Source organism: Streptomyces sp. 12E, from assembly GCF_055633275.1.
The window spans coordinates 2,848,511-2,872,873 of the sequence record NZ_JBVNCJ010000001.1 but is presented as its reverse complement, the minus strand read 5'-3'; the positions used below and the strand labels follow the sequence as shown (position 1 = coordinate 2,872,873).

Sequence of the window (24,363 nt, the reverse complement as noted above, 5' to 3'; positions counted from 1 at the left end):
CTTCCGCCCGGGGAGTCAGAGCAGCGACGGCACCTCCGCCGCCGCGACCTGGCGGGCCGCCCGCTCCAACGCGCTGGCGAGCAGGGCCAGGTCGGTCGGGCCGTTGCCGAGTTCGCGCACCTGCCGGCGGGCCGGGGGGTCCCCCATGCGGTGCCACTCCAGGGGAACGACCGTCGGCCGCAGGGTCGCCGTCCGCGGGATGCGACCGGTCACCCGCCCGCCCTGGAACGCCGTCACCCGCCCGTCCGGACGGGCCAGCCGACCCCGCCCCGGCGCCGGTTCCTCCGGCCCGCCCCCCGGTGCCGCCGCGTCGAGCGCGACCCGCAGCGACGCCTGCCGCACCGGCTCGGTCTGCGCCGTGCGGGCGCAGGGCCCGGTGGCCGCCACCAGGTGCACGCCCAGCCGCTCGCCGTCCCGTGCCACCGCCTCCAGCGCCCGCATCACCGATCCGGCGGCGGGCCGGCCCGGCGAACCGAGCGCGGGGGAGACCAGCGCGTCCAGGTCGTCCACCACCACCACCAGCCGGGGCAGCGGCGGCGCCGCCCCCGCCCTGCGCCGGTCCGCCCCGGGCCGCAGCCGCAGCGTCGAACTGGGCGGGGTGTCGAGGTCCCCGTTCCGCTCCCCGCCGGCCGCCGGGCCCGCGCCCGCGCGGGACGCGGCCGTGCGCTGGGCGACCATCCGGTCCGCCAGTTCCCGCCCGGTGTGCCACTCCGCGAAGTCCGACCGGCCCAGCAGCTCCGCGCGCCGCTTCAGCTCGGCGCTCAGGGACTGCGCGAACTCCCGCATCCGCACCGGGTCGTTGGCGCACAGATGCGTGGTGACGTGCGGTACGTCCGTACACACGCGCAGGCCCTCGCCGGACGCGGCGCCCGCCGTGGGCGCGCCCCGGCCGTCGACCAGCACGACGGCCAGCCGGTCGGGACGCTCGGCGGCGGCCAGCGAGGCGACGACCGCCCGCAGCAGTTCCGTACGACCGCTGCCGGACGGCCCCTCGACCAGCAGGTGCGGTCCGTCGGCGGCGAGGTCGGCGACGACCGGGCCGTGCGGACCGGCGCCCAGTACGGCGGTGACGCGTCCGCCGAGCGCCTGGGCGTCGTCGGCCGCGTCCGCCCAGCGGGCCATCAGCGAGGCCGGGGTGGCGCGGGCCAGGCCCAGCTCGTCCAGCAGCCGCGCCGACGGGGGCAGCGGCGCCGACACGCGCGCGTGCCGCTCTCCGCCGGCGCCGTCCGTGCGCAGCGGCGCCAGCGCCCGCGCGAACCGCTCGGCCCAGGCGGGGGAGACCGCGTCGACCGTGGCGAGGGTGCCGTGGCCGACGGGTCCGGGGGGCCGGCCGGAGCCGGTCCCGGCCACCCGCAGCAGGCGCAGGGCGGTCGCCACGTCCCCGCTGAGCAGGGCGACGGCCCCGCACCGCCGGAACGCCGGGGCCGCCGCGCAGGCCGCCTCGTACGTCTCCGTCACCGGGGACGCGGGGGAGGCGGCGGCCGTCTCGGCGAGGCACACCACGTGGATCCCGGCCCGGGGCCCCTCCAGGGCCAGCCGCGCCACCGCCTCGCGCGCCTCGGGACCGCCGGGGTCGCCGTCCACGACGACCACGGTGTACGGCCCTTCGTACCTCTCCTCGTGCTGTTCTCCGTGCAGCCCCTCGTGGGGTTCCGCGCCGGATATGCGGGGGGTCGCGGGGGCGTGGTCCTCCAGCCGGCGCAGCAGTTCCCCGGCGCGGGCCGCGGCCTGCTCGCGGTCGTGCGCGAGGAGCAGGCGGCAGTCCTGGCCGTGCCCCGGGCGGACGTGCGGCAGCCAGCCCAGCCAGGACCACTCGGCGGTGCGCTCCGCCAGGGGGCGGGAGGGGTCCGCGGCGATCAGGACGATCTCCAGGGAGTCGGGGGAGTGCAGCGCGGCGAGCTGGGCGAGCACCGCGCGGGCCAGCCCGGCGAGCCGCTCGCGCGGGCCGGCCAGTCCCAGCGCGCCGACCTCGCGCAGCCCCGAGGTCACCGGTACGGCGGGCAGCAGACCGGAGCCGTCCGGCGCCGGCCGGTCCGCCGTGCCGAGCCGCACCGCGAGCGCCTCCGGGTGGTCCGGCCCGCGCTCCCACAGCCGGGGGCCGGGGCCGAGCGCGGTCAGCAGCAGCGTGGCGGGGTCCGGCCAGGTCTCGGGCACGGCGGGGGCGGTCGCGCCCGGGTCGGGCGCGGTGCCGGGTCCCTCCTCGTCGGAGGCGTCCCACGCGGCCTCCGGCTCCTGCCGCCCCCCGGTCAGCCGCCGGGCCCAGGCGGTGAGCCCACCGCGCCTGCGCCCGCCCGCCGGCCGGGGGAGCTCGGTGCCGCGCACGGGGGTGCCCTTGCGGGTGCCGGGGACCTCCTCGTACGGGGCGGCGGGGAGCGCGCCGGTGGGCGGCATGCGGCCGGTGACGGGCCCGGTGGTCGGGCCGGTGGGGCGGCCGGACTCCGGGGCTGGCGTCCCGCCCGCGCCGCGGCCGGGAGCGGCGTCACCGGCCGTCCCGCCCCGGACCCCGTCAGGGGCCGTCCCGGCGGAGCGGCCGGCGGCGCCGCGGCCCGTCCCGCCCGTGCTCACGTCGGAGCGCCCCGCGTGGGTGTCCCCGTCGGCGGGCCGGGGCCGCGACACGCGGCGGCCCTGGGGGAGGCGGGGCACGTCTCCCCGGGCGGCCGTGTGCACCGCGCGCCCCCCGGGGGCGGTTCCGGTGCGCTCGAGCCCGGGGGTGCGGCCCTGGGCCGGCACCCGCGGCGGCCCGTCCGCGCCGTCCGGCCGCGGAGCGTCCGGCGTCTCCCGTGCGTCCTGTGCCGGCACGGCCCAGCCGGCCGAGCCGTGGGCGTGGTGCGTGGGCGCCGCCGGCGCCCACGCGCGCGGGCGGGCGTCCTCGTCGCCGGCCCGCAGGGCCGGGGGCGGCACCCGTACGTGCCCCTCGCCGTCCGGTGTCGTCGCCGCCCGCGCGCGGGGACCCGCCGCCGGGGTCAGGCGCAGGGCCGACTCCCCGATGCGCAGGAGCGCGCCCGGGGCGAGGCGGACCGGGCGGGGGCCCACGCGCCGGCCGTCCAGGGTCGTGCCGTTGGTGGAGCCGAGGTCGGCGACCGAGACGCCGCCGTCCGGGGCGACCGTCACCGCGCAGTGCAGCCGGGAGACGTCCGGGTCGTCGAGCGGCACGTCGGCGTCGGCGGAGCGGCCTATGCGGATCTCGCCGCCGTGCAGCAGGTGCACCCCGCCCGCGTCGGGACCGGCGACGACGTGCAGCCGGGTCGGGGTCCCGTCCAGCTCGGGGTGCGGCTCGGGCTCGCCCGGGGCGCCCACGGCCAGCACCGCGCCGTCGATCAGCGGCGGCTCGCCCAGCGTGCAGCGCTGGGCGTCGAGCCGCCGGTCACCGGCGTACAGCACCGGTGTGCCCGAGGAGCCGGACGGGCCGTCGCCGCCGGGGACCACCGAGGCCAGCGCGGAGGCGACCGCGGCCAGGGCCGTGCCCGCGGGCGCCGTGACCAGCACGTCACGGCTCGCGGCCCGCTCCCGCGCGGGGGAGGAGGGGCCCAGCGGGTCTACGACGGTCAGCCGGATCTGCATCGCCGTCAGCGGTCCCTTCTGCGCGGGCGCCCGCGACGCGGGGGGACACCACCGCCCCGCGGTCCCCCACCGCGGACTTCCCCCACCGCCACACGCGCACGTACGGCCAGTACTGCACGCATCCTCGCACCTGCCACCGACAACGCGCCCGCCCTCCGGCATCAAATGATCTTGATTGGTCGGCTCTGCCCGCAAAAGTGCCTGACCGGTGGGGAGCGAATGACCGTTCCGGATCCGCTTGGGACCGGTCACGTACGGCCTGCGGCAACCAACGGACCGAGTCGAGCGTCTTTCCTGCGGATCTCCGAACTCCGGCGGGAACCGGTACGCAAGACCCACGGGGAGATCACGTCGAAGGCGACCGGCCGGTATCCCGCGCGGCGGCACTACAGTGGGTCGGAACGTTCCGTAGCGCGGTGGACCAGGGTGTACGCCGAGCAGGCAGCAGGGAGTGCGTGACGTGCGGCCAGTCGGCAGCAAGTACCTGCTCGAGGAGCCGCTCGGACGCGGCGCCACGGGCACCGTCTGGCGAGCCCGCCAGCGGGAGACCGCGGGTGCCGAGGCGGCCGTGCCCGGACAGCCCGGCGAGACCGTCGCGATCAAGGTCCTCAAGGAGGAGCTCGCGGGCGACGCCGACGTCGTGATGCGCTTCCTGCGCGAGCGGTCCGTCCTGCTCCGGCTCACCCACCCCAACATCGTCCGGGTGCGCGACCTGGTCGTCGAGGGCGATCTGCTGGCCCTGGTCATGGACCTCGTCGAGGGCCCCGACCTGCACCGCCACCTCCGTGAGAACGGCCCCTTCACCCCCGTCGCCGCCGCCCTGCTGACCGCGCAGATCGCCGACGCGCTCGGCGCCAGCCACGCCGACGGCGTGGTGCACCGCGACCTGAAGCCCGCCAACGTGCTGCTGAAGCAGACCGGCGGCGAGATGCACCCGATGCTGACCGACTTCGGCATCGCCCGCCTCGCCGACTCCCCGGGCCTGACCCGCACCCACGAGTTCGTCGGCACGCCCGCGTACATCGCGCCCGAGTCCGCCGAGGGCCGCCCGCAGACCTCCGCCGTCGACGTCTACGGCGCCGGCATCCTGCTGTACGAGCTGGTCACCGGCCGTCCGCCGTTCTCCGGCGACTCCGCCCTGGAGGTGCTGCACCAGCACCTGAGCGCCGAACCGCGCCGCCCCTCCACCGTCCCCGACCCGCTGTGGACGGTCATCGAGCGCTGCCTGCGCAAGAACCCCGACGAACGGCCCAGCGCCGAGAACCTCGCACGCGGCCTGCGCGTCGTCGCCGACGGCATCGGCGTGCACGCGAACTCCGCGCAGATCTCCGCCGCCGAGAACGTCGGCGCGCTGCTCGCCCCCGACCCGGCCCCCGCGCCCGTACCCGGTACGCCCGGCGCGTCCGGCGACGCCGACCCGACGCAGGTGCTGCCGCACGGCGCGGGCGCCTACGACCCCAACGGCGCGACCAGCGTCCTGCCGCAGACCGGCGGCCCGGCCGGCGCCGCCGACCCCACGGCCGTCATGCCCCCCGTGCCGCCGGGGCAGCCCGGCGGGCCCGGAGCCGGCCCGGAGGACCCGCACCCCTGGCAGAACCAGCTCCGCGCGGCCCGCGACCGCAACGAGCAGACCCAGATCCAGTACCTCGACCCCAGCGAGGACCCGCTGCGACGCCGCCCCCAGCGCCAGGTCGCCCGGCCGCCGCAGCAGCCCCAGCAGCCCCAACGGCCGCAGCAGCCCCAGCAGCCGCAACGGCGTCCGCAGCCGCAGCAGCCCGGCCCCGGATACGGCCACCCGCAGCAGCACCGGCCCCAGCAGTACGCCCCGCCGCCGGAGCCGCAGCGCCGGCAGCAGCCCCAGCCGCCGCAGCGGTACGCCCCGCCGCCGGAGCCGCAGCGCCCGGCCCGGGAGCCCCGGCAGCCCCGGCAGCGCAGCGCCAACCCGATGCGCATCCCCGGCCTGGGCTGTCTGAAGGGCTGCCTGTTCACGGTCGTCATCCTGTTCGTCGCGGGCTGGCTGATCTGGGAGCTGAGCCCGCTCCAGGACTGGATCGGCACCGGCAAGGGCTACTGGGACCAGCTCAGCGACTGGTTCGGCTCGGTGACGGGCTGGATCGAGGACCTGGGCGGCTCCTCGGAGCCCTCGGACCCCTCCGGGACGAACTGAGCTTGTTTGCTGATTTGTCGACATCTGAGGGCTGATTTCCGGATCCGCCGTGAAGGTCGGCGTCCCGGACGCGTAGCTTTGGCGACAACACGCGTCGGTAGGAGCAGTCTTGGCACGGAGAATCGGCAGCCGGTACACCGCCCATCAGATCCTCGGGCGGGGCAGCGCCGGCACGGTGTGGCTGGGCGAGGGTCCCGACGGGCCCGTCGCCGTCAAGCTGCTGCGTGAGGATCTCTCCTCGGACCAGGAGCTCGTCGGCCGCTTCGTGCGGGAGCGGACGGCGCTGCTCGGTCTGGAACACCCGCACGTCGTCTCCGTGCGCGACATGGTGGTCGACGGCAACGACCTCGCGCTGGTCATGGACCTCGTCCGCGGCACGGACCTGCGCACCCGCCTCGACCGGGAGCGCAGGCTGGCCCCCGAGGCCGCGGTCGCGATCGTGGCCGACGTCGCCGACGGGCTGGCGGCGGCGCACGCGGCCGGGGTCGTGCACCGGGACGTGAAGCCGGAGAACGTGCTGCTCGACATGGAGGGCCCGCTCGGCCCCGGCGGCTCGCACCGCGCCCTGCTCACCGACTTCGGCGTGGCGAAACTCATCGACACCCCGCGCCGCACCCGGGCCACGAAGATCATCGGAACGCCGGACTACCTGGCGCCGGAGATCGTCGAGGGCCTTCCCCCGCGCGCGTCGGTCGACATCTACGCGCTGGCCACGGTCCTGTACGAGCTGCTCGCCGGCTTCACGCCGTTCGGCGGCGGACACCCGGGCGCGGTGCTGCGCCGCCACGTCACCGAGACGGTCGTCCCCCTCCCCGGCATCCCGGACGAACTGTGGCAGCTGCTGGTGCAGTGCCTGGCGAAGGCCCCGGCGTCCCGGCTGCGCGCCTCCGAGCTGGGCGCGCGGCTGCGGGAGCTGCTGCCGATGCTGGCGGGGATGCCGCCGCTGGACGTCGACGAGCCGGACACCGGGCCCACCGAGGAGGCCGGGGAGGAGTTCCAGCCCTCCGGGGCGGCCCAGGTCACCGGGGAGCCGGTGCGGCGCCGCGGCGCGGTCCCGCTGGTGCCGGGCGCGAAACCGGCCGACTCCAGCCGCGACACGCACACGTCGATGAGGGTGCCGACCCCCGACGAACTGGCCGGGGGCGCCCGCGGCACGGCCCGCGCACCCCGCGCGGCGGGTGCGCGCCGGCCGGGCTCCGCCCGCAACCGCGCGGTCGCCCGTCGGCGCCGGCTCACCCTGGCGGTGGCGGCGGCGGTGCTCGTGGCGGCGGGCGTCGGCACCTGGCTGGCCACGACGGAGGACGACACGCCCCCACCCCAGGACACCCGGAACTCCGCGCCGGCGCACCCGTAGCCGCGCCCACCCGGGCCGGCGGGCGAGCCCACCTCAGGCTGCGCCGGGGCGCCCCGGCCCCGCCACACTGCGTGGGCCCGCGCGCGGAGCCGTTACGCTGGAGGGCGTGGCAGTCGTCGATGTATCCGAAGAGCTCAAGTCCCTCTCCTCGACCATGGAGTCGATCGAGGCCGTTCTGGACCTCGACAAGCTGAGGGCAGACATCGCCGTGCTCGAGGAGCAGGCGGCCGCGCCGTCCCTGTGGGACAACCCGGACGAGGCGCAGAAGATCACCAGCAAGCTCTCCCACCTCCAGGCCGAGGTGCGGAAGACCGAGGCACTCCGGGGCCGGATCGACGATCTCGCCGTGCTCTTCGAGATGGCCGAGGAGGAGGACGACCCGGACACCCGCGCGGAGGCCGAGGCCGAGCTCGAGTCCGTCAAGAAGGCGCTGGACGAGATGGAGGTCCGGACGCTGCTCAGCGGCGAGTACGACTCCCGTGAGGCGCTCGTCAACATCCGGGCGGAGGCCGGTGGCGTCGACGCCGCCGACTTCGCCGAGAAGCTCCAGCGCATGTACCTGCGCTGGGCCGAGCAGCGCGGCTACAAGACCGAGCTGATCGAGACGTCGTACGCGGAGGAGGCCGGCATCAAGTCGACCACCTTCTCCGTCCAGGCGCCCTACGCCTACGGCACCCTCTCCGTCGAGCAGGGCACCCACCGCCTGGTGCGCATCTCGCCCTTCGACAACCAGGGCCGCCGCCAGACCTCCTTCGCGGGCGTCGAGATCCTACCCGTGGTCGAGCAGACCGACCACATCGAGATCGACGAGTCCGAGCTGCGGGTGGACGTGTACCGGTCGTCCGGTCCCGGCGGCCAGGGCGTGAACACCACCGACTCCGCGGTGCGGCTCACCCACCTCCCCACCGGCATCGTGGTCTCCTGCCAGAACGAGCGCTCGCAGATCCAGAACAAGGCCACCGCGATGAACGTCCTCCAGGCCAAGCTCCTGGAGCGGCGCCGTCAGGAGGAGCAGGCCAAGATGGACGCCCTCAAGGGCGACGGCGGCAACTCCTGGGGCAACCAGATGCGTTCGTACGTGCTGCACCCGTACCAGATGGTCAAGGACCTGCGCACGGAGTACGAAGTCGGCAACCCCGAGTCCGTGTTCAACGGCGAGATCGACGGCTTCCTGGAGGCCGGGATTCGCTGGCGCAAGCAGCAGGAGAAGTAACCCCCGGCGCACGCGCCGATTTGTCGACAAGGCAACTGCCGTCACTTCGACGGCAGTTGCCTTTTCCGTCCGGCCACATCGGGGATTTACATCACACTCACAGTTTCGTTGTCCCACAAAGCGCGCGTAGCCGGACATCGCGCACGCAACGGCCTTGACGTTCTTTTGGAAAATGGGAAAGGTGAAGCGTGGCATGCGTATCTCTGGGGCGCATGTGAACCGGGGGGCGTTTCATCACAGTTACCTCCGTTGATCACGGCCCCGAGCGCCGCCTCATTGACGATCAGCTACTGGGGGTAGCACACATATGACGAAGAAGACGCGGATCCGCGTCGCACGCATCGCAGCCGGCGCCGTGATCGCCGCGGGTGCGTCGCTGGCGGTGACGGGTGTCGCTCAGGCCGTAGGCGAGCCGGACCCGAGCTGCACCGTCGGAGTCGACCCGAACTGCCCTGGCGGTGAGAACCCGGGCGGTGAGAACCCGGGCGGTGAGAACCCCGGTGGTGAGAACCCGGGCGGTGAGAACCCGGGCGGTGAGAACCCGGGCGGTGAGAACCCCGGTGGTGAGAACCCCGGTGGTGAGAACCCCGGTGGTGAGAACCCCGGTGGTGAGAACCCGGGCGGTGAGAACCCCGGTGGTGAGAACCCCGGTGGTGAGAACCCCGGTGGTGAGAACCCCGGTGGTGAGAACCCGGGCGGTGAGAACCCCGGTGGTGAGAACCCCGGTGGTGAGAACCCCGGTGGTGAGAACCCCGGTGGTGAGAACCCGGGCGGCGAGGGCCCCATCGAGGAGCCCACCACCCCGGGTGACAACGGTGACGACGACAACACCGGCACCACCCCGGACGGCGGCAACAACGCCTCCCCGCAGGACCAGGGCTCTTCCGCCCTCACCGACACCGGTGACGACGCCACGGGCGCCTCGGCCCAGGGCAACGGCAAGGAGCTCGCCGAGACCGGTGCCGCCGAGACCACCTTCCTGCTGATCGGCGCCGCCACGATGATCGCCGGCGGTGTCGGCTTCCGGGTGCTGCCGCGCCTGATGGCCGGCCGCGGCGCCGCCGCCTGACGGTGGCCGCGCGCGTACGCGCCGTACGCATGAGGTGAGGTGAAGGGCCCGGAGCGCAACCGCGCTCCGGGCCCTTCGTCACGTCCCGCGCCCGTACGTCAGACGGTCCGGTGGGCGAGCAGCGCCACCGCCGCGACCAGCACCGCCAGCAGTGCGATCAGCATCATGGGGTTCAGCCCCGCGAAGAAGTTTCCCTGCTGCAGCCGCTCGCGGTTCGCGCGGCACACCGGGCACCGGCCCTCGCTCACGGGCGCGGCGCAGTTCGCGCACACCAGCCGGTCGTACGTCATGCGCTCGCCCTCCTCGCACCTGTTCCGGATGACATAACGCCCGCCACCCCGCGAACGTTCCCCCTCCACTGTGCCAGGTTCCCGCGGAGGCCGCGCGGGTGCCGTCCGCACCCGGCACCGGCACAAAAGGACGCAAGTCCCGCACAACCCCTACCGGTGCCTGCGCCCGCCTCCCCGATTCGCGTATGGTCACGCTCATCTACCCCCGGCTACCCGTGGTGCATCCGTGATCCGATTCGACAATGTGTCCAAGGTCTACCCCAAGCAGAACCGCCCCGCGCTCAGGGACGTCACCCTGGAAGTGGAGAAGGGCGAGTTCGTGTTCCTCGTGGGGTCCTCAGGCTCCGGAAAGTCCACCTTCCTGCGGCTGATCCTCCGCGAGGAGCGGGCCAGCCACGGAGAGGTGCACGTTCTGGGCAAGGACCTCGCCCGCGTCTCCAACTGGAAGGTGCCGCAGATCCGGCGCCAGCTGGGGACCGTGTTCCAGGACTTCCGCCTGCTGCCGAACAAGACGGTCGCCGAGAACGTCGCCTTCGCGCAGGAGGTGATCGGCAAGTCGCGCGGCGAGATCCGCAAGTCCGTGCCGCAGGTGCTCGACCTCGTCGGGCTCGGCGGCAAGGAGGAGCGGATGCCCGGCGAGCTCTCCGGCGGTGAGCAGCAGCGCGTCGCCATCGCGCGGGCCTTCGTCAACCGGCCCAAGCTGCTCATCTGCGACGAGCCCACCGGCAACCTCGACCCGCAGACCTCCGTCGGCATCATGAAGCTGCTCGACCGGATCAACCGGACGGGCACCACCGTGGTGATGGCGACGCACGACCAGAACATCGTGGACCAGATGCGCAAGCGCGTCATCGAGCTGGAGAAGGGCCGTCTCGTCCGCGACCAGGCACGCGGCGTCTACGGCTACCAGCACTGACGCTCCACGGAAAGGCTTGATCAGACGCCATGCGCGCCCAGTTCGTCCTGTCGGAGATCGGCGTCGGTCTCCGCCGCAACCTGACGATGACCTTCGCCGTCGTCGTCTCCGTCGCCCTGTCGCTCGCCCTGTTCGGTGGTTCGCTCCTGATGAACGACCAGGTGAACACCATGAAGGGCTACTGGTACGACAAGGTCAACGTCTCCATCTTCCTGTGCAACAAGAGTGACGCCGAGTCCGATCCCAACTGCGCCAGGGGCGCGGTGACCGACGACCAGAAGGGCCAGATCAAGACCGACCTGGAGAAGATGTCGGTCGTCGACTCGGTGACGTACGAGTCGCAGGACGAGGCGTACAAGCACTACAAGGAGCAGTTCGGCGACTCCCCGCTGGCCAGCTCCCTGACGCCGGACCAGATGCAGGAGTCGTACCGCATCAAGCTGAAGGACCCGGAGAAGTACCAGGTCATCGCGACCGCCTTCGACGGGCGGGACGGCGTGCAGTCGGTGCAGGACCAGAAGGGCATCCTGGACAACCTCTTCGGGCTGCTGGAGGGCATGAACATCGCCGCCCTCGCGATGATGGCGCTCATGCTGGTCGTCGCCCTGATGCTGATCGTGAACACGGTGCGCGTCTCCGCGTTCAGCCGCCGCCGCGAGACCGGCATCATGCGGCTGGTCGGCGCCTCCGGCTTCTACATCCAGACGCCGTTCATCATGGAGGCCGCCGTCGCCGGACTCATCGGCGGCGTCCTGGCGTGCGGATTCCTGGTGGTCGGGCGGTACTTCATCATCGACCACGGACTGGCCCTGTCGGAGAAGCTGAACCTGATCAACTTCATCGGCTGGGACGCCGTGCTGACGAAGCTGCCGCTGATCCTCGCGACCAGTCTGCTGATGCCCGCGTTGGCCGCGTTCTTCGCGCTGCGCAAGTATCTGAAGGTTTGATTTTTGCCACGAGGGGCGCGCGGCCAACCGACCGTGCGCCCCTTCGCGTTGTCCTAGACTCACCGGCATGTCAGGTCGTGCCCTGTTCTGTCAGCCCCATCGCGTCCGCCGTGGGGCCGCCCTGACCTTGGTGTTCGCGGGCGTGCTCGTCGCCGGCGCGGCCACGGGCAACCTCCCCGGGGCCGACGGCGCGGCCACGGCGGACGGCGTCCCCGCGGCCGCTCCCGTCGGCCACGGCACGGACGTCGCCCGGGCGGCCGAGGAGGCCGCCGCCGACGGCGCCTCCCCTGTGGAGGCCGCCCGGCGCGCCGTCAGCCGCAGCGGGGACCGCTGGGCCGCCGTCTACTCCCCGGGCGAGTACGAGGAGTTCGAGGAGGCCCTGGACGGCCGGTACACCGGCGTCGGCCTGTGGGCCCGCGAGCGGAAGGGCCGTATCGAGGTGACGAGGGTGGGCGACGACACGCCCGCCGCCGACGCCGGGATCCGCGCGGGGGACCGGCTGCGCAGCGTCGACGGCGAGAAGGTCGACGGCCGGCCCGTCACGGAGGTCGTCTCCTTACTGCGCGGCGGGGCCGACGGCGCGTCCGCCGGCACCACCGTCCGCCTCGGCCTGGAACGCGGCACGCGCGCGTGGAGCGAGACCCTGCGCCGGGCCAGGCTGTCCCGGGACACCGTCACCGTCAGCGAACTCGCCTCCGGGGTGACCGTCGTCAAGGTCGGCGCCTTCACCAAGGGCTCGGGCGACGAGGTGCGCACCGCCGTGCGGCGGGCCCCGGCCGGCGCCGGCATCGTCCTCGACCTGCGGGGCAACTCCGGGGGACTGGTCGCCGAGGCGGTCATCGCCGCCTCCGCCTTCCTCGACGGCGGCCTGGTCGCCACGTACGACGTCGAGGGCGAGCAGCGCGCCCTGCACGCCGAGCCCGGCGGCGACACCACCAGAGCCCTGGTCGCGCTCGTCGACGGCGGGACGATGAGCGCGGCCGAGCTCCTCACCGGCGCCCTGCAGGACCGTGGACGGGCGGTCGTCGTGGGCTCCCGCACCTTCGGCAAGGGCTCGGTCCAGATGCCGACCCCGCTGCCCGGCGGCTCCGTCGCCGAGCTGACCGTCGGCCACTACCGCACCCCCTCGGGCCGGGGCGTCGACGGCCACGGCATCACCCCCGACCTGGAGGCCGACGCGCGGGCGCTCCGGCGCGCCGAGACGGTCCTCAGCGGACTCGGCCGCCAGTCCCGCGGTCGATAATCGGCTTCCCGCGGACCCCCTCCGTAGTGCGAAAATGGGCGGCACTATGGCTAAGGAAAAAGGGCGCAAGCTGATCGCGCAGAACAAGAAGGCGCGGCACGACTACCTCATCATCGACACCTACGAGGCGGGCCTGGTCCTCACCGGCACCGAGGTGAAGTCCCTGCGCCAGGGCCGGGCGTCGCTGGTGGACGGCTTCGTCCAGCTGGACGGCAACGAGGCGTGGCTGCACAACGTGCACGTGCCGGAGTACAGCCAGGGCACCTGGACCAACCACAGCGCGCGGCGCAAGCGCAAGCTGCTGCTGCACCGCGAGGAGATCGACAAGCTGGAGTCCAAGTCCCAGGAGACGGGCCACACCATCGTGCCGCTCGCCCTGTACTTCAAGGACGGCCGTGCGAAGGTCGAGATCGCGCTGGCCAAGGGCAAGAAGGAGTACGACAAGCGGCAGACGCTCCGGGAGAAGCAGGACCGGCGCGAGACCGAGCGGGCGATCTCCGCGGTCCGTCGGAAGCAGCGCGCGTAGGTCCCGCGGAGCGCCGGGGAATACGCTGGCACCGACCCGCGTTGGTCACGTACGATGGCGACAGCACCTCACAGCGGGTGCGGGCCCCCTCCTCGGAGGGACTTGAAAAAACAACATGGGGATGATCGGTTTCGACAGCGGCTGTCGAAGCAGGGGAAGCGTGTCGAGGAAGCGGCCATGATCTCGTAAACCACAGGCCGAAAAAAATAATCGCCAATTCCAAGCGATCCATCTCCCAGGGCGAGCTCGCCCTCGCTGCCTGATCTTCAGGTAGCGAGCAGCGGCTCCCCTACTTAAGGGAGTGTCAGCCCGGGGGTGTTCCCGACCCGGATCCTGGCATCAGCTAGGGAACTAAACCTTGATCCCGGTCACGGGGTGAAGAGGGAAACCACACAGTGACTGGGCCCGTCGGAGACTTGTCGGCGTGATCTCCGGGGCCGAGAAAAGCACAGCCGACTGCACACGGAGAAGCCCTGGTTCCGCACCGTTGGACGCGGGTTCGATTCCCGCCATCTCCACTCATCCCATGTGGGCGAAGGCCCCGTCGCTTCCGGCGACGGGGCCTTCGTCATGCGCCCTGGAAGGCGGGGAGGATCCGGAGACGGGGCTGAGGCCGGACCCGGTCGTCACGTCCCGCGCGGCGCCGTGCTCGCCCGTTCCGTCAGCCGGGGCGGCAGCAGGGTGACCTCCGGCACGGGGACACCGGACAGTTTCCGGGCCAGCAGGTGCACCGCGCGGGTGCCCAGTTCCGCCGACGGCACGGCGACCGAGGTGACCGGGGTGCGCGCCGAGGCGGCGACGGGGGACGGGCAGACGGCGGTCAGGGACAGCTCGCCGGGGACGCTCAGCCCCAGCTGCCCGAAGGCGTCGAGCAGCGGGTCGAGCAGCGGTTCGTTGTGCACCACCACCCCCGTCAGCGCGGGCAGCTCGCGCACCAGCCGCTCGGCGAGCGCGCGGGCGGCCCCGCGGCCGGTCCCGCACGGGTGCACGACCGAGGTGAGCCGGTGCCGGTCGGCCGCCGCCGTGAAGCCCTCCACCAGCCGCCGCGCGAACGCGGTCCGCCGTACGTACACCTCCGGCGGCGAGCCGACCAGCGCCACCGCCCGGTGCCCGAGCCGCGCCAGATGGTCCACGCACAGCTCACCGGCCGCCCGGAAGTCCAGGTCGACACAGGTCAGCCCGTCCGGCTCGGCGGGCACGCCGATCAGTACGGACGGCAGGGCCCCCGAGCGCAGCAGCGGCAGCCGGGAGTCCTGGAGCTGGACGTCCATCACGATCACCCCGTCCGCCAGCCGGGCGTCCGCGACGCGCCCGATGCCCTCCTCGCCCTCGCCCTCGCCCTGGGTGAGCAGCAGCACGTCGTGGTCGTGGGCGCGGGCGGCGGTGACCACCGAGACCGCGAACTGCGTCACCACCGGCACATGGACGCCGGAGCGCACCGGGACCGCCAGGGCCAGCACCCTCGACCTGCGGCCGGCCGCGCCCCGGCCGCCGTCCGCGCGGTAGCCCAGCTCGCGGACGGCCGCCTGGACCCGGAGCCGGGTCGCGTCGGAGATCGGACGCTTGCCGCTGAGCGCGTACGAGACGGTGCTGGGGGAGACCCCGGCGAGCCGGGCCACATCCGTGATCTTCACCATCGGGGGTCCTCGTCTGCACGGTCCGTGGGATGCGGAAAGCGGTTTCGAAGCGCTTCGACGGGTGAAGGTAGGTGCGGGACCCGTGACCGTCAATGGTTCGGGAGGGAATCGGTGAAGCGGTTCGACGGCCCGAACGGGACAAGGGTGCAGAGGGACACGAGAAGGGCGATCGCGGCGGCCGCCGCCGGCACGCCGTAGCCGGCCGTCGCCGAGACGTGCTCCACCGTCCAGCCGCCCGCCGCGCTGCCGCAGGCGATCCCGCCGAGCAGACCGGTCACCGCGAGCGTCATGCCCTCGTTCAGCCGGTCCGCGGGCGAGCGGCGCTGGACCAGGGTCATGGTGGTGACCATGGTGGGCGCGGTCGCCATCCCGGCGACCAGCAGCGCCCCCGCCAGCAGCACCAGCGAGCCGGTGAGCCCGGCCGCGAGCAGCGGCAGGGTCATCAGCGCGGCCATCGCGGCCAGGCACCACGGCAGCCGGGACCGCGCGGACCCCGCCGGCCGCATCGCCCCGTACAGCAGCCCCGCCGCACAGGAACCGGCCGCCTGGAGCCCGAGCACGGCGCCGGACGCCGCGCGGTGCCCCCGCTCGTCCGCGAACGCGAGGGTCACCACCTCCAGCGAGCCGAACACCGCGCCCGTCGCGAGACAGACCACCAGCAGCGGACGCACGCCGGGCGACCGCAGCGGCGACCGCGCGGAGGAACGCCGTGCGGCCGGCGGCTCGGTCGACCGCTGGGCGGTGAACAGCAGGACGCCCGTCAGCAGCAGCACGGCGCCGACGAGCGTGCCCGCCTCCGGGAAGAACGTCCCGCACAGGAAGGCCGCGAGCACCGGGCCGAGCATGAAGCACAGTTCGTCCGCGGCCTGCTCGAAGGAGTTCGCGGTGTGCAGGGCCTCGGCGTCCCCCTTCAGCAGGTGCGCCCAGCGCGCCCGCGACATCCCGCCGGTGTTGGGAGTGGTGGCGGTGGCGGCGTAGGCGGCGAACAGGGTCCACTCCGGGGCGTCGTGACGCACGCAGAGCAGCAGCGCGAGGGAGCCGAGCACGGCGAACACCGTGGCCGGCAGGGCGACCCGGGCCTGCCCGTACCGGTCCACCAGGCGCGCGGTCCACGGGGCGACCACCGCCGTCACCGCCAGGCCCGTCGCGGTGACGGCGCCGGCCAGGGCGTACGAACCCCGGGTGCCGGCGATCATCACGACCGCGCTCACGCTGAACATGCCCATCGGCAGCCGCGCGATGAGGTTGCCGGCCGTGAACGCGCGGGCGCCGGGCAGCGCGAGGAGGCGGCGGTACGGGCCCTTCGGGCGGGGCCGGCTCCGTCCGCGCGGGCCGAAGTCGACGGCGACCAGGGTGTCGGCGGTGACCGTGAACAGGGGAGTGTCCCGGGAAGGGGAGGTCGATCGGGGCATGACACCACCGTCGCCTGCGTTCGCGCGCCCCGTCCAACACCTTCCCGGCGCCGATTGACGCACCCGTGTTGTAGGTTCGCGCCATGTCCGCCCCCGCCCACCTCGACCCCCGCCTGCTGCGCGCCTTCGTGGCCGTCGCCGAGGAACTGCACTTCACCCGGGCCGCCACCCGCCTCTACGTCGCCCAGCAGGCGCTCAGCAGGGACGTGCGGCGGCTGGAACGGGAGCTGGGCAACGAGCTGTTCGTACGGACCACCCGTCAGGTGACGCTCACCGCCGACGGCGAACGCCTGCTGCCGTACGCCCGTGCGGTGCTCCAGGCGCAGGACGACCTGCTCGCCGCCGCCGGACGGGCCCGGCCCCTGCTGGTGGACCTCAACTCGCCGGGCCTCGACACCCCCCGCCGGGTGCTGCACCGTGCCCGCGAGCTCGCCCCCGGACACGAACTGATGGCCCGCTACGAGAGCGGGCTGACCGGGGCCGCGGGGGAGCTGCTCACGGGGCGGCTCGACGCGTCGTTCGGCCGGTTCGCGGGCCTCGCCCCCGCCCTGCGGGCCGGGCTCGACCAGCAGCCCGTGCGCCACGAGCCGATGGCGGTCGTCCTGCCCGAGGACCATCCGCTGGCCGCCCTGCCCGAGGTGCCGCTGGCCGCGCTCGCCGGCGAGACGGTCTACGCCGGGGCCGGCAACCCCCGTACGCCGGAGTGGACGGACCTCGCACGGACGCTGTTCGAGGGCCGGGGGATCACGCTCGCGCCGCCCGCGCCGCTGGCCGTCGGCGAGGAGGAGTTCCAGCGGATCATGGCCAGGACGCGTCACCCGATCCTCGCCGTGGTCGATTTCCCGCCACTGCCCTCGACGGTGCTGCGCCCTCTGGTGGACCCGATTCCGCTGTCCCCCGTGTCCCTGGTGTGGCGGAAAGGGCTGGTCCATCCCGCTCTGGACGCTCTCCGGCGGGCGGCGGCCCTCGTCGCGGCCGAGGAGGGCTGGTTGCGGCGGCCGGTCGAGGGGTGGCTGCCCGGCCGGGACATTGCCGTCATGACGGCTCAGTGATGTCTCACTACTGATCAGTGATGTCTCACTCCTGATACGAACGGCTTTCCCGGGAACGCGGCACCTCTACGTGCGCTACATTCGGTGGCCGAGCACAGTGTGATAACCGGGGCGCTCGGAGCGGGTGGGGGCCCGGTCCGTCGACGAGTGCTCGGGTCGTACGCGCGCCGGAAGCTCCTCTGGGGGGAAGTGCGTGCGCGTGGAAAAGTGGCGAGAAGACGCCCAACCGGAACGACCCGAGGGTGCATCGGCGTTCGGGAGGGACACCGAGGACGAGGACCTGCGTGAGACGCGGGTCCTCCCCCTGGGCGAGGAGCCCGCCGGACCCGGCGCGGGTGCGCGAGAGGCCGGCTTCGGCCCCGGCTTCCCCGAGGACCGCTGGGACCGCCTCGGCGCCTTCCCCGGAGGCGACGACAGGACCCAGGTGCTGCCCGACGCCGCCCACCGCATGGAACCTCCCGCCCGGCCCGGTCCGCACGACGGCACCACCCGCGGCCCCGCGGCGCCGCCCGGGGGCCGGCCGAACGGTCCCCGCAACGCCGAGCGCCCCGCCGCGCCGTACCGGGCGGCACCGTCCGGAAGCCCGGCGGACGGCCCCTGGGACACCGAACGCACCACCGCCCTGCGCATCCCCCGCCGGCCGGGCGGCGCCCCCGGCGCCAGGCCGGCGGGACCCTCCTCCCGGCCGGGCGCGGCACGCCCCTCGGGAGGCTTCGGAGCGGCCGGTTCCCCACCGGCCCACGGACACCCGTCGTCCGACGCCGGGACGGCCCTCCTCCCGCCGGTCCCCGGAGGCCCGTCGCCGGACCCCGGCGCCCCGACCGGGTTCCTGCGTCCCCCCTCGGACCCCGGCGCCCCGACGGCCTCCCGCGCCCCCGTCCGTGACCCCTGGCAGGAGGAGGCCGGCGACTCCGCCGCGGCCACCCACGACCCGCACGAGGTGACGGTCCAGCTCGACTCGGTGCAGATCGGGGAAGGCCTCGAACTGCGCCGGGCGCCGAGGCACCGGGCGGCCGGCGCACAGGACGCCGCCGGACCCGTGTTCGTCGACGAGTCCGGCCGCCGCGGCCGGCTCTACCGCCGGATCGGCCTGGCCGTCGGCCTCGCCAGCGCCGGCTACGCCGTCGTCATGGTCGCCACGCTGCTGTCCGGCAACTCCGACGCCCCCTGGATGCCCGTCCCCGGCCAGGAGGACAAGCCCGCCGGCCAGGTCGAGACGACACCGCAGCCCGAGGGGACCGCCGCCACGCCCGGCACCGGCCCCGCCCCGGGCGACACGCCGACCACCGGCGCCCCCACGCTGCCCGCGCCCGGCCCCACCGCGCCCGCGACGGGCGGCGGAGCCGGCACCGCGGACCGGCCGGACGCCGCCGACCCGGCACCCACGGCGGCCCGGCGGGACACCACCGAACCGGCCGCCGACGGCGACGCCACCACCACGCCCCCGGACGGCACCGTGAGCGCGCCACCCGCGGACCAGCCGGTGCCGGAGTCCCCCGATCCCGTGACGACCGCCCCCACCGGAGGTGAGGCCGGGGGCGCCGACGACCTCGCCGACGCCCCCGCCCGCCGGCCGGTCGTCGCCGCCGACGGCTCCGCCGCTCAGCCGGAGCCGTCCACCACCCCCGCCGCACCGTCCCCGGAGAACGTCCTCTGATGGCATCCCGCTCCCCCCGCCGCAGGGCCGCCCGCCGGCCCCGCGGCGGCTCCCCGCGCCGCCGCGTGCCCTTGCGCCTGCTGCTCCCCGTGCTCGTCCTCGTCGCCCTGGCGGCCATGCTCATGCTGCGCGGCTACGTGCACAGCGAGATCCTCGCCGACCACCGCGTCCAGAAGCCCGCCCCCACCACCCAGGTGCCCAAGGAGATACTGGAGGGCGGCCCGGTCATCGACGCCCGCGCCGGACAGGCCCGGACCCTGAGCGTGCCCGACCGCCGCCTCGTCCTCACCTTCGACGACGGCCCGGACCCGACCTGGACGCCGAGGGTGCTCGACGTGCTGAAGAAGCACGACGCGCACGCGGTCTTCTTCGTCACCGGCACCATGGCCTCCCGCTACCCGGACCTCGTCCAGCGCATGGTCGACGAGGGCCACGAGATCGGCCTGCACACCTTCAACCACCCCGACCTCGCCCTCCAGTCCACCAAGCGCATCGACTGGGAGCTGTCGCAGAACCAGCTGGCGATCACCGGCGCGGCCGGCATCCGCACCTCCCTCTTCCGCCCGCCGTACTCCTCGTACGCCGCGGCCATGGACAACGAGACCTGGCCGGTCACCCAGTACATCGGCAGCCGCGGCTACCTCACCGTCGTCAACAACACCGACAGCGAGGACTGGAAGCGTCCCGGCGTCGACGAGATCATCCGCCGCGCCACGCCCGAGGGCGGCAAGGGCGCCATCGTCCTGATGCACGACTCCGGCGGCGACCGCAGCCAGACCGTCGAGGCGCTCGACAGGTTCCTGCCCGACCTGAAGGAGAAGGGCTACGAGTTCGACAACCTGACCGAGGCACTGGACGCGCCCAGCGCGCACAGCCCGGTCACCGGCGCCGAGCTCTGGAAGGGCAAGGCGTGGATCTTCCTGGTCCAGGCCTCCGAGAACGTCACCGGCGTCCTGGTGGTCGGCCTCGCGATCATCGGCACCCTGGTCATCGGCCGCTTCGTGCTGATGCTGCTCCTCTCCGGCGTCCACGCCCGCCGCGTCCGCAGCAGGAACTTCCGCTGGGGCCCGCCGGTCACCGAACCGGTGACGGTGCTGGTGCCGGCGTACAACGAGGCCAAGTGCATCGAGAACACCGTCAACTCCCTGATGGCGAGCGAGCACCCGATCGAGGTCCTCGTCATCGACGACGGTTCCACCGACGGCACCGCCCGCATCGTCGAGGCGATGGGCCTGCCCAACGTACGGGTGATCCGCCAGCTCAACGCGGGCAAGCCGGCCGCGCTCAACCGGGGCCTGGCCAACGCCCGGTACGACATCGTCGTGATGATGGACGGCGACACCGTCTTCGAACCGTCCACCGTCCGCGAACTCGTCCAGCCCTTCGGCGACCCCAGGGTCGGCGCGGTGGCGGGCAACGCCAAGGTCGGCAACAAGGACAGCCTCATCGGCGCCTGGCAGCACATCGAGTACGTGATGGGCTTCAACCTGGACCGCCGGATGTACGACATCCTCGGCTGCATGCCGACCATCCCCGGCGCGGTCGGCGCCTTCCGCCGCTCCGCCCTGGAGCCCATCGGCGGCATGAGCGACGACACCCTCGCCGAGGACACCGACGTCACCATGGCGCTGCACCGCGCCGGCTGGCGCGTGGTCTACGCCGAGAACGCCCGTGCCTGGACCGAGGCCCCGGAGTCCGTCCAGCAGCTGTGGTCGCAGCGCTACCGCTGGTCGTACGGCACCATGCAGGCCATCTGGAAGCACCGCCGCGCGGTGATCGACAAGGGTCCCTCCGGCCGCTTCGGCCGCATCGGCCTGCCCTTCGTCTCCCTGTTCATGATCGTGGCCCCGTTGCTCGCACCCCTGATCGACGTCTTCCTGCTCTACGGCATCGTCTTCGGCCCGACCGAGAAGACGATCATGGCGTGGCTGGGCGTCCTCGCCATCCAGGCGGTCTGCGCGGCCTTCGCCTTCCGCCTCGACCGCGAACGCATGACCCACCTGATCTCGCTGCCGCTGCAGCAGATCCTCTACCGCCAGCTCATGTACGTCGTGCTGCTCCAGTCCTGGATCACCGCGCTCACCGGCGGCCGCCTGCGCTGGCAGAAGCTGCGGCGCACCGGCGTGGTCGGGGCGCCCGTCGTCGGAGCGGTGCCGGGCCAGCGCGCCCCGCACAGCGATGATCGGAGGCCCGTGGCATGACCCACGGATACACGACCGGCACGGGCACGAGCCCGGAGTCGGCGGGCCCGTACGGAACGCCGTACGCGGGGGGCGCGGGCGCGGTCCCGGAGACGCCGTACACGCTTCCGCAGCAGCAGCGTGCGGCCGAGCCGGCGCCCGAGTCCGCCCCGGAGTCCGAGAAGCCGGGCCGGGACCGGTATCTGGACCTGCTGCGCTCCATCGCCCTGGTCCGCGTCGTGGCGTACCACCTCTTCGGCTGGGCCTGGCTGACGGTGCTGTTCCCGTCGATGGGCGTGATGTTCGCGCTGGCGGGCTCGCTGATGGCGCGGTCGCTGAAGCGCCCGGCGCTGAGCGTGATCCGGGGGCGGGTCCGCCGGCTCCTGCCGCCGCTGTGGGCGTTCGCGGCGGTGGTGCTGACGCTGCTGTTCCTGGGCGGCTGGAACCCCTCGGAGGACCCGGACCACGGTGGCGCCTGGGGCTGGATCGAGCTGGTCCACTACATCGTCCCGATCGGGGCGCCGCCCTACCCCGCGGACGCCGGCGCCCCGTTGGGCTGGCTGGAGGGGTCCTGGGCGGACCAGGCCGCGGGACCGCTCTGGTACCTCCGTGCCTACCTGTGGTTCGTCCTCGCCTCACCGCTGCTGCTGTGGCTGTTCCGCCGGGCCCCCTGGCCGACGCTGCTGGCCCCGCTGGGTCTGACGGCGGTCGTCGGCACGGGCCTGGTGACCATCCCCGGCGAGACGGGCAACGCGGTCACCGACTTCGCCGTCTACGGCAGCTGCTGGGTGCTGGGTTTCGCCCATCACGAGGGCCTGCTGAAGCAGATCCCCCGGTACGTCTCCGTCTCCTGCGCGTCGCTGGTGATGGCCTTCGGCCTGTGGTGGGCCTCGGACCACCGGGGCCCCGAGGGCTGGGACCTGAACGAGATCCCGCTGGCCCAGGCCACCTGGTCGTTCGGGTTCGTGGTGATCCTGCTCCAGTACTCCCCGTCGTGGCGGGAGCTTCCGGGGCGCCTGGCGAGGTGGGACCGGATGGTCACCCTCTCCAACAGCCGGGCGATGACCATCTACCTGTGGCACAACCTGCTCATCATGGCGACGGTGCCGATCTACGACCTGCTGTACCGGCTTCCGTTCATGCAGAGCGAGCGCGCGGTGAACGCGCTCGACAGCACGAACATGTTCTGGTCGTTCGCCCTGGTCTGGCCGCTCATCGGCCTGATGATCCTCGCGGTCGGCTGGGTCGAGGACCTCGCGGCGAAACGCAGGCCGCGCCTGTGGCCGAACGGGAGCAAGAACGGGCGGCCCCGGCCGAGCGCCGGGGCGCACCGGGGCTGACGTCACGGTCGCCTGGGCCACCGGGGTCGGACGGTGGCCCAGCGGTCACTTCGTGAGGTGGGCGAGGAAGGCGACCCACGCGGTGGGGGAGAGGCCGAGCCGGGGGCCGGACGTGTCCTTCGAGTCGCGTATGAGGACGGTGGCGGGAGTGGTGGCCACTTCGACGCAGTTGGAGGCGTCGGGGCTGTAGGAGGACTTGCGCCATACGTGATCGGACATAGTGACTCTCTCAGGTCTCCTGGGCGATGCGGTGGATCAGGTCGCGGGACTCGGCAGGTTTGAGGGCGTTCGATTCCATGCGGTCGAGCACTGAACGGTACTTGTTCAACTGGGCCTCCGCGTCAAGGAATTCGCACCCGTGGTGGGTGTCCAGCTGCACGGTGTCGAGCTGTGGGACGGGCCCCAGCAGGTAGTCGATCGACTGTCCCGTTCCGGGGAAGGAGCCCTTGCCGAACGGGATGACCCGGACGGTGACGTGTTCCAGTTCGCTCATGTCCAGCAGGTGCCGGAGCTGGGCACGGACGGTCGTGGAGCTGCCGTACCCCATGCGCAGCGCGGACTCGTGGATCACCGCCGTATAGGGCGGTGGGCACTCCCGGTGGAGAATGCCCTGGCGCTTGATGCGGTGCGTCACGCGGTGCTCGATCTCGTACTGTCTCAAAGGCGGCACCGCTTCGCAGAAGAGCGCACGGGCGTGGTCCGTGGTCTGGAGGAGCGCCGGGATGTGGACGACCAGCGCCACGCGCAGGGCTGCCGCGTGGTGCTCCAGCTCGGCGAGGTCGATGAGGCCCACCGGAAGATGCTCGCGGTACTCCTCCCACCAGCCCCGCGACCGCCGCCCGGTCATCGCGGCCAACGCGTCGACCAACGCGGCGTCGGGGCAGGCGTAGGCGTGTGCCATGGAGTGGATCCGGTCGGCACTGACGGGCGTGCGGCCCGTCTCGATCATGCTGATGCGCGCCTGGTTGACGCCGAGCAGTTCACCGGCGCCGGTCGCGGTGAGGCCGGCTCGTTCACGGAGCTTGCGCAGCTCAGCGCCCAGTCTCCGCTGCCGCAGCGTTGGATTGTTCGTGGGCGGCAAAGTGTGTCCCTCCCGGCCGCGAGGCGGCGCGTTTCTCCCTCGCACGAGTGAAGCATGGATGGTTTCCGATGGTTTCGTAGGAACCATCTAACCATCGGCCCTACGGTGGTCGCACAACGTTCGGCCCTCCGCTCCGTGAGCCGGAAGTGCACCGCGAACCGCGGCACCGCCACCGTCCGACGGAGTCGTTGAGCGAGCCCGAGTCCCTTCGAACCCCGGAGACGACCATGGTCACCGTAGCCCCGCCCCAGCCCTGGACGTACGCTCTTCGCCTCCCCCGTGACCCCCGCGCCGTACGCGTCGCACGTATGACGGTGCGGGCCGCGCTCGACGGTCACGGCAGGCAGGACGCCGTCGACGTCGTGGAGTTGTTGACGTCGGAGCTGGTCACCAACGCCTACCTGCACACCGAGGGGCCCGCCTCCTTGCGGCTCACGGGCCTGAGCGGCGGTCGGCTGCGGGTCGGGGTGTGGGACAGCGACCCGCACGTCCCCGCCCCGTTCGGCGGGGCCGGCGACGACTCCGTCCCGCTCGCTCCGCTCGACGCCGGGTCCGGTCGCGGACTGCGCCTCGTGCAGGAGTACGCCGACTCCTGGGGAGGGTGGACCCTCGGTGACGGCACGCTGGGGCGAGGGTCCGGGAAACTGCTCTGGTTCGAGGTGGGCGGGCGTGCCGCACTGCCCCCGTTGCGGAAGTGAACGGTGTGGCCAGGGGCGAG

At 73.5% G+C, this 24,363-nt stretch carries 19 protein-coding genes and 1 other RNA gene; 14 read left to right on the top strand and 6 right to left on the bottom strand.

The window, feature by feature from the left end; genetic code table 11:
• Nucleotides 1-15: 15 nt before the first annotated feature.
• The gene (locus ACZ8ZB_RS13450; RefSeq protein ID WP_470737948.1) at nt 16-3,561 is read right to left on the bottom strand and encodes an FHA domain-containing protein; all 3,546 of its coding nucleotides are present in this window, start codon (nt 3,559-3,561) and stop codon (nt 16-18) included.
• A 460-nt stretch (nt 3,562-4,021) separates the two neighbouring features.
• On the opposite strand from ACZ8ZB_RS13450, the gene ACZ8ZB_RS13445 reads away from it, so the two are divergent.
• From ACZ8ZB_RS13445 to ACZ8ZB_RS13430, 4 genes are all read left to right on the top strand, one after another.
• On the top strand, nt 4,022-5,728 hold the full coding sequence (locus tag ACZ8ZB_RS13445; protein ID WP_470737947.1) for a serine/threonine-protein kinase: 1,707 nt from the start codon (nt 4,022-4,024) through the stop codon (nt 5,726-5,728).
• Nucleotides 5,729-5,837: 109 nt separating this feature from the next.
• Nucleotides 5,838-7,082: a serine/threonine-protein kinase gene (locus ACZ8ZB_RS13440; protein ID WP_470737946.1), complete on the top strand. Its 1,245-nt coding sequence runs from the start codon at nt 5,838-5,840 to the stop codon at nt 7,080-7,082.
• A gap of 106 nt (nt 7,083-7,188) precedes the next feature.
• Nucleotides 7,189-8,295: a peptide chain release factor 2 gene (gene prfB / locus ACZ8ZB_RS13435; RefSeq protein ID WP_470737945.1), complete on the top strand. Its 1,107-nt coding sequence runs from the start codon at nt 7,189-7,191 to the stop codon at nt 8,293-8,295.
• 307 nt (nt 8,296-8,602) lie between these two features.
• Nucleotides 8,603-9,364: an LPXTG cell wall anchor domain-containing protein gene (locus tag ACZ8ZB_RS13430; RefSeq protein ID WP_470737944.1), complete on the top strand. Its 762-nt coding sequence runs from the start codon at nt 8,603-8,605 to the stop codon at nt 9,362-9,364.
• Nucleotides 9,365-9,462: 98 nt separating this feature from the next.
• Here ACZ8ZB_RS13430 and ACZ8ZB_RS13425 read toward each other — a convergent pair whose 3' ends face one another.
• Complete coding sequence (locus tag ACZ8ZB_RS13425; protein WP_470737943.1) at nt 9,463-9,654, bottom strand: hypothetical protein; 192 nt, start codon at nt 9,652-9,654, stop codon at nt 9,463-9,465.
• A gap of 226 nt (nt 9,655-9,880) precedes the next feature.
• Here ACZ8ZB_RS13425 and ftsE point away from each other — a divergent pair, with 226 nt between their 5' ends.
• The 5 genes from ftsE (at nt 9,881) to ssrA (ending at nt 13,807) form a co-directional block, all read left to right on the top strand.
• Complete coding sequence (gene ftsE / locus ACZ8ZB_RS13420) at nt 9,881-10,570, top strand: cell division ATP-binding protein FtsE (protein ID WP_470737942.1); 690 nt, start codon at nt 9,881-9,883, stop codon at nt 10,568-10,570.
• A gap of 29 nt (nt 10,571-10,599) precedes the next feature.
• A complete protein-coding gene (gene ftsX, locus ACZ8ZB_RS13415; RefSeq protein ID WP_470737941.1) occupies nt 10,600-11,517 on the top strand; it encodes a permease-like cell division protein FtsX in 918 nt (305 codons plus the stop codon).
• Between the two features lie 67 nt (nt 11,518-11,584).
• On the top strand, nt 11,585-12,760 hold the full coding sequence (locus ACZ8ZB_RS13410; protein ID WP_470737940.1) for a S41 family peptidase: 1,176 nt from the start codon (nt 11,585-11,587) through the stop codon (nt 12,758-12,760).
• 46 nt (nt 12,761-12,806) lie between these two features.
• The gene (gene smpB, locus ACZ8ZB_RS13405) at nt 12,807-13,286 is read left to right on the top strand and encodes an SsrA-binding protein SmpB (protein ID WP_030834350.1); all 480 of its coding nucleotides are present in this window, start codon (nt 12,807-12,809) and stop codon (nt 13,284-13,286) included.
• 117 nt (nt 13,287-13,403) lie between these two features.
• Nucleotides 13,404-13,807, top strand: a transfer-messenger RNA (tmRNA) gene (ssrA, locus tag ACZ8ZB_RS13400).
• 105 nt (nt 13,808-13,912) lie between these two features.
• Here the strand turns inward: ssrA and ACZ8ZB_RS13395 are convergent.
• Nucleotides 13,913-14,923 (bottom strand): LacI family DNA-binding transcriptional regulator, encoded by a 1,011-nt coding sequence (locus ACZ8ZB_RS13395; RefSeq protein ID WP_470737939.1) that lies wholly within the window; start codon nt 14,921-14,923, stop codon nt 13,913-13,915.
• Nucleotides 14,924-15,012: 89 nt separating this feature from the next.
• Nucleotides 15,013-16,335, bottom strand: a complete 1,323-nt coding sequence (locus ACZ8ZB_RS13390; protein WP_470737938.1) for an MFS transporter — start codon at nt 16,333-16,335, stop codon at nt 15,013-15,015.
• Nucleotides 16,336-16,418: 83 nt separating this feature from the next.
• Here ACZ8ZB_RS13390 and ACZ8ZB_RS13385 point away from each other — a divergent pair, with 83 nt between their 5' ends.
• The 4 genes from ACZ8ZB_RS13385 (at nt 16,419) to ACZ8ZB_RS13370 (ending at nt 22,564) form a co-directional block, all read left to right on the top strand.
• A complete protein-coding gene (locus tag ACZ8ZB_RS13385; RefSeq protein ID WP_470737937.1) occupies nt 16,419-17,387 on the top strand; it encodes a LysR family transcriptional regulator in 969 nt (322 codons plus the stop codon).
• A gap of 199 nt (nt 17,388-17,586) precedes the next feature.
• On the top strand, nt 17,587-19,044 hold the full coding sequence (locus ACZ8ZB_RS13380) for a hypothetical protein (RefSeq protein WP_470737936.1): 1,458 nt from the start codon (nt 17,587-17,589) through the stop codon (nt 19,042-19,044).
• Nucleotides 19,044-21,245, top strand: a complete 2,202-nt coding sequence (locus ACZ8ZB_RS13375) for a polysaccharide deacetylase family protein (RefSeq protein ID WP_470737935.1) — start codon at nt 19,044-19,046, stop codon at nt 21,243-21,245. Before ACZ8ZB_RS13380 ends, ACZ8ZB_RS13375 begins: the two co-directional genes overlap by 1 nt.
• The gene (locus ACZ8ZB_RS13370; RefSeq protein WP_470737934.1) at nt 21,242-22,564 is read left to right on the top strand and encodes an acyltransferase family protein; all 1,323 of its coding nucleotides are present in this window, start codon (nt 21,242-21,244) and stop codon (nt 22,562-22,564) included. Before ACZ8ZB_RS13375 ends, ACZ8ZB_RS13370 begins: the two co-directional genes overlap by 4 nt.
• Before the next feature lie 45 nt (nt 22,565-22,609).
• Here the strand turns inward: ACZ8ZB_RS13370 and ACZ8ZB_RS13365 are convergent, their stop codons facing one another.
• On the bottom strand, nt 22,610-22,783 hold the full coding sequence (locus ACZ8ZB_RS13365; protein WP_470737933.1) for a DUF397 domain-containing protein: 174 nt from the start codon (nt 22,781-22,783) through the stop codon (nt 22,610-22,612).
• Nucleotides 22,784-22,793: 10 nt separating this feature from the next.
• Entirely contained in the window at nt 22,794-23,645 is an 852-nt protein-coding gene (locus ACZ8ZB_RS13360; protein ID WP_470737932.1) for a helix-turn-helix domain-containing protein, read from the bottom strand.
• Between the two features lie 227 nt (nt 23,646-23,872).
• Between ACZ8ZB_RS13360 and ACZ8ZB_RS13355 the strand changes: the two genes are divergently transcribed.
• A complete protein-coding gene (locus ACZ8ZB_RS13355) occupies nt 23,873-24,343 on the top strand; it encodes an ATP-binding protein (protein ID WP_470737931.1) in 471 nt (156 codons plus the stop codon).
• Nucleotides 24,344-24,363: the final 20 nt, after the last annotated feature.

Coding starts and splice junctions, on each gene's coding strand:
- ACZ8ZB_RS13450 (WP_470737948.1), bottom strand. CDS start 3,561: ATGCAGATCCGGCTGACCGTCGTAGACCCGCTGGGCCCCTCCTCCCCC.
- ACZ8ZB_RS13430 (WP_470737944.1), top strand. CDS start 8,603: ATGACGAAGAAGACGCGGATCCGCGTCGCACGCATCGCAGCCGGCGCC.
- ACZ8ZB_RS13425 (WP_470737943.1), bottom strand. CDS start 9,654: ATGACGTACGACCGGCTGGTGTGCGCGAACTGCGCCGCGCCCGTGAGC.
- ftsX (WP_470737941.1), top strand. CDS start 10,600: ATGCGCGCCCAGTTCGTCCTGTCGGAGATCGGCGTCGGTCTCCGCCGC.
- ACZ8ZB_RS13410 (WP_470737940.1), top strand. CDS start 11,585: ATGTCAGGTCGTGCCCTGTTCTGTCAGCCCCATCGCGTCCGCCGTGGG.
- smpB (WP_030834350.1), top strand. CDS start 12,807: ATGGCTAAGGAAAAAGGGCGCAAGCTGATCGCGCAGAACAAGAAGGCG.
- ACZ8ZB_RS13395 (WP_470737939.1), bottom strand. CDS start 14,923: ATGGTGAAGATCACGGATGTGGCCCGGCTCGCCGGGGTCTCCCCCAGC.
- ACZ8ZB_RS13390 (WP_470737938.1), bottom strand. CDS start 16,335: ATGCCCCGATCGACCTCCCCTTCCCGGGACACTCCCCTGTTCACGGTC.
- ACZ8ZB_RS13385 (WP_470737937.1), top strand. CDS start 16,419: ATGTCCGCCCCCGCCCACCTCGACCCCCGCCTGCTGCGCGCCTTCGTG.
- ACZ8ZB_RS13375 (WP_470737935.1), top strand. CDS start 19,044: ATGGCATCCCGCTCCCCCCGCCGCAGGGCCGCCCGCCGGCCCCGCGGC.
- ACZ8ZB_RS13370 (WP_470737934.1), top strand. CDS start 21,242: ATGACCCACGGATACACGACCGGCACGGGCACGAGCCCGGAGTCGGCG.
- ACZ8ZB_RS13365 (WP_470737933.1), bottom strand. CDS start 22,783: ATGTCCGATCACGTATGGCGCAAGTCCTCCTACAGCCCCGACGCCTCC.
- ACZ8ZB_RS13355 (WP_470737931.1), top strand. CDS start 23,873: ATGGTCACCGTAGCCCCGCCCCAGCCCTGGACGTACGCTCTTCGCCTC.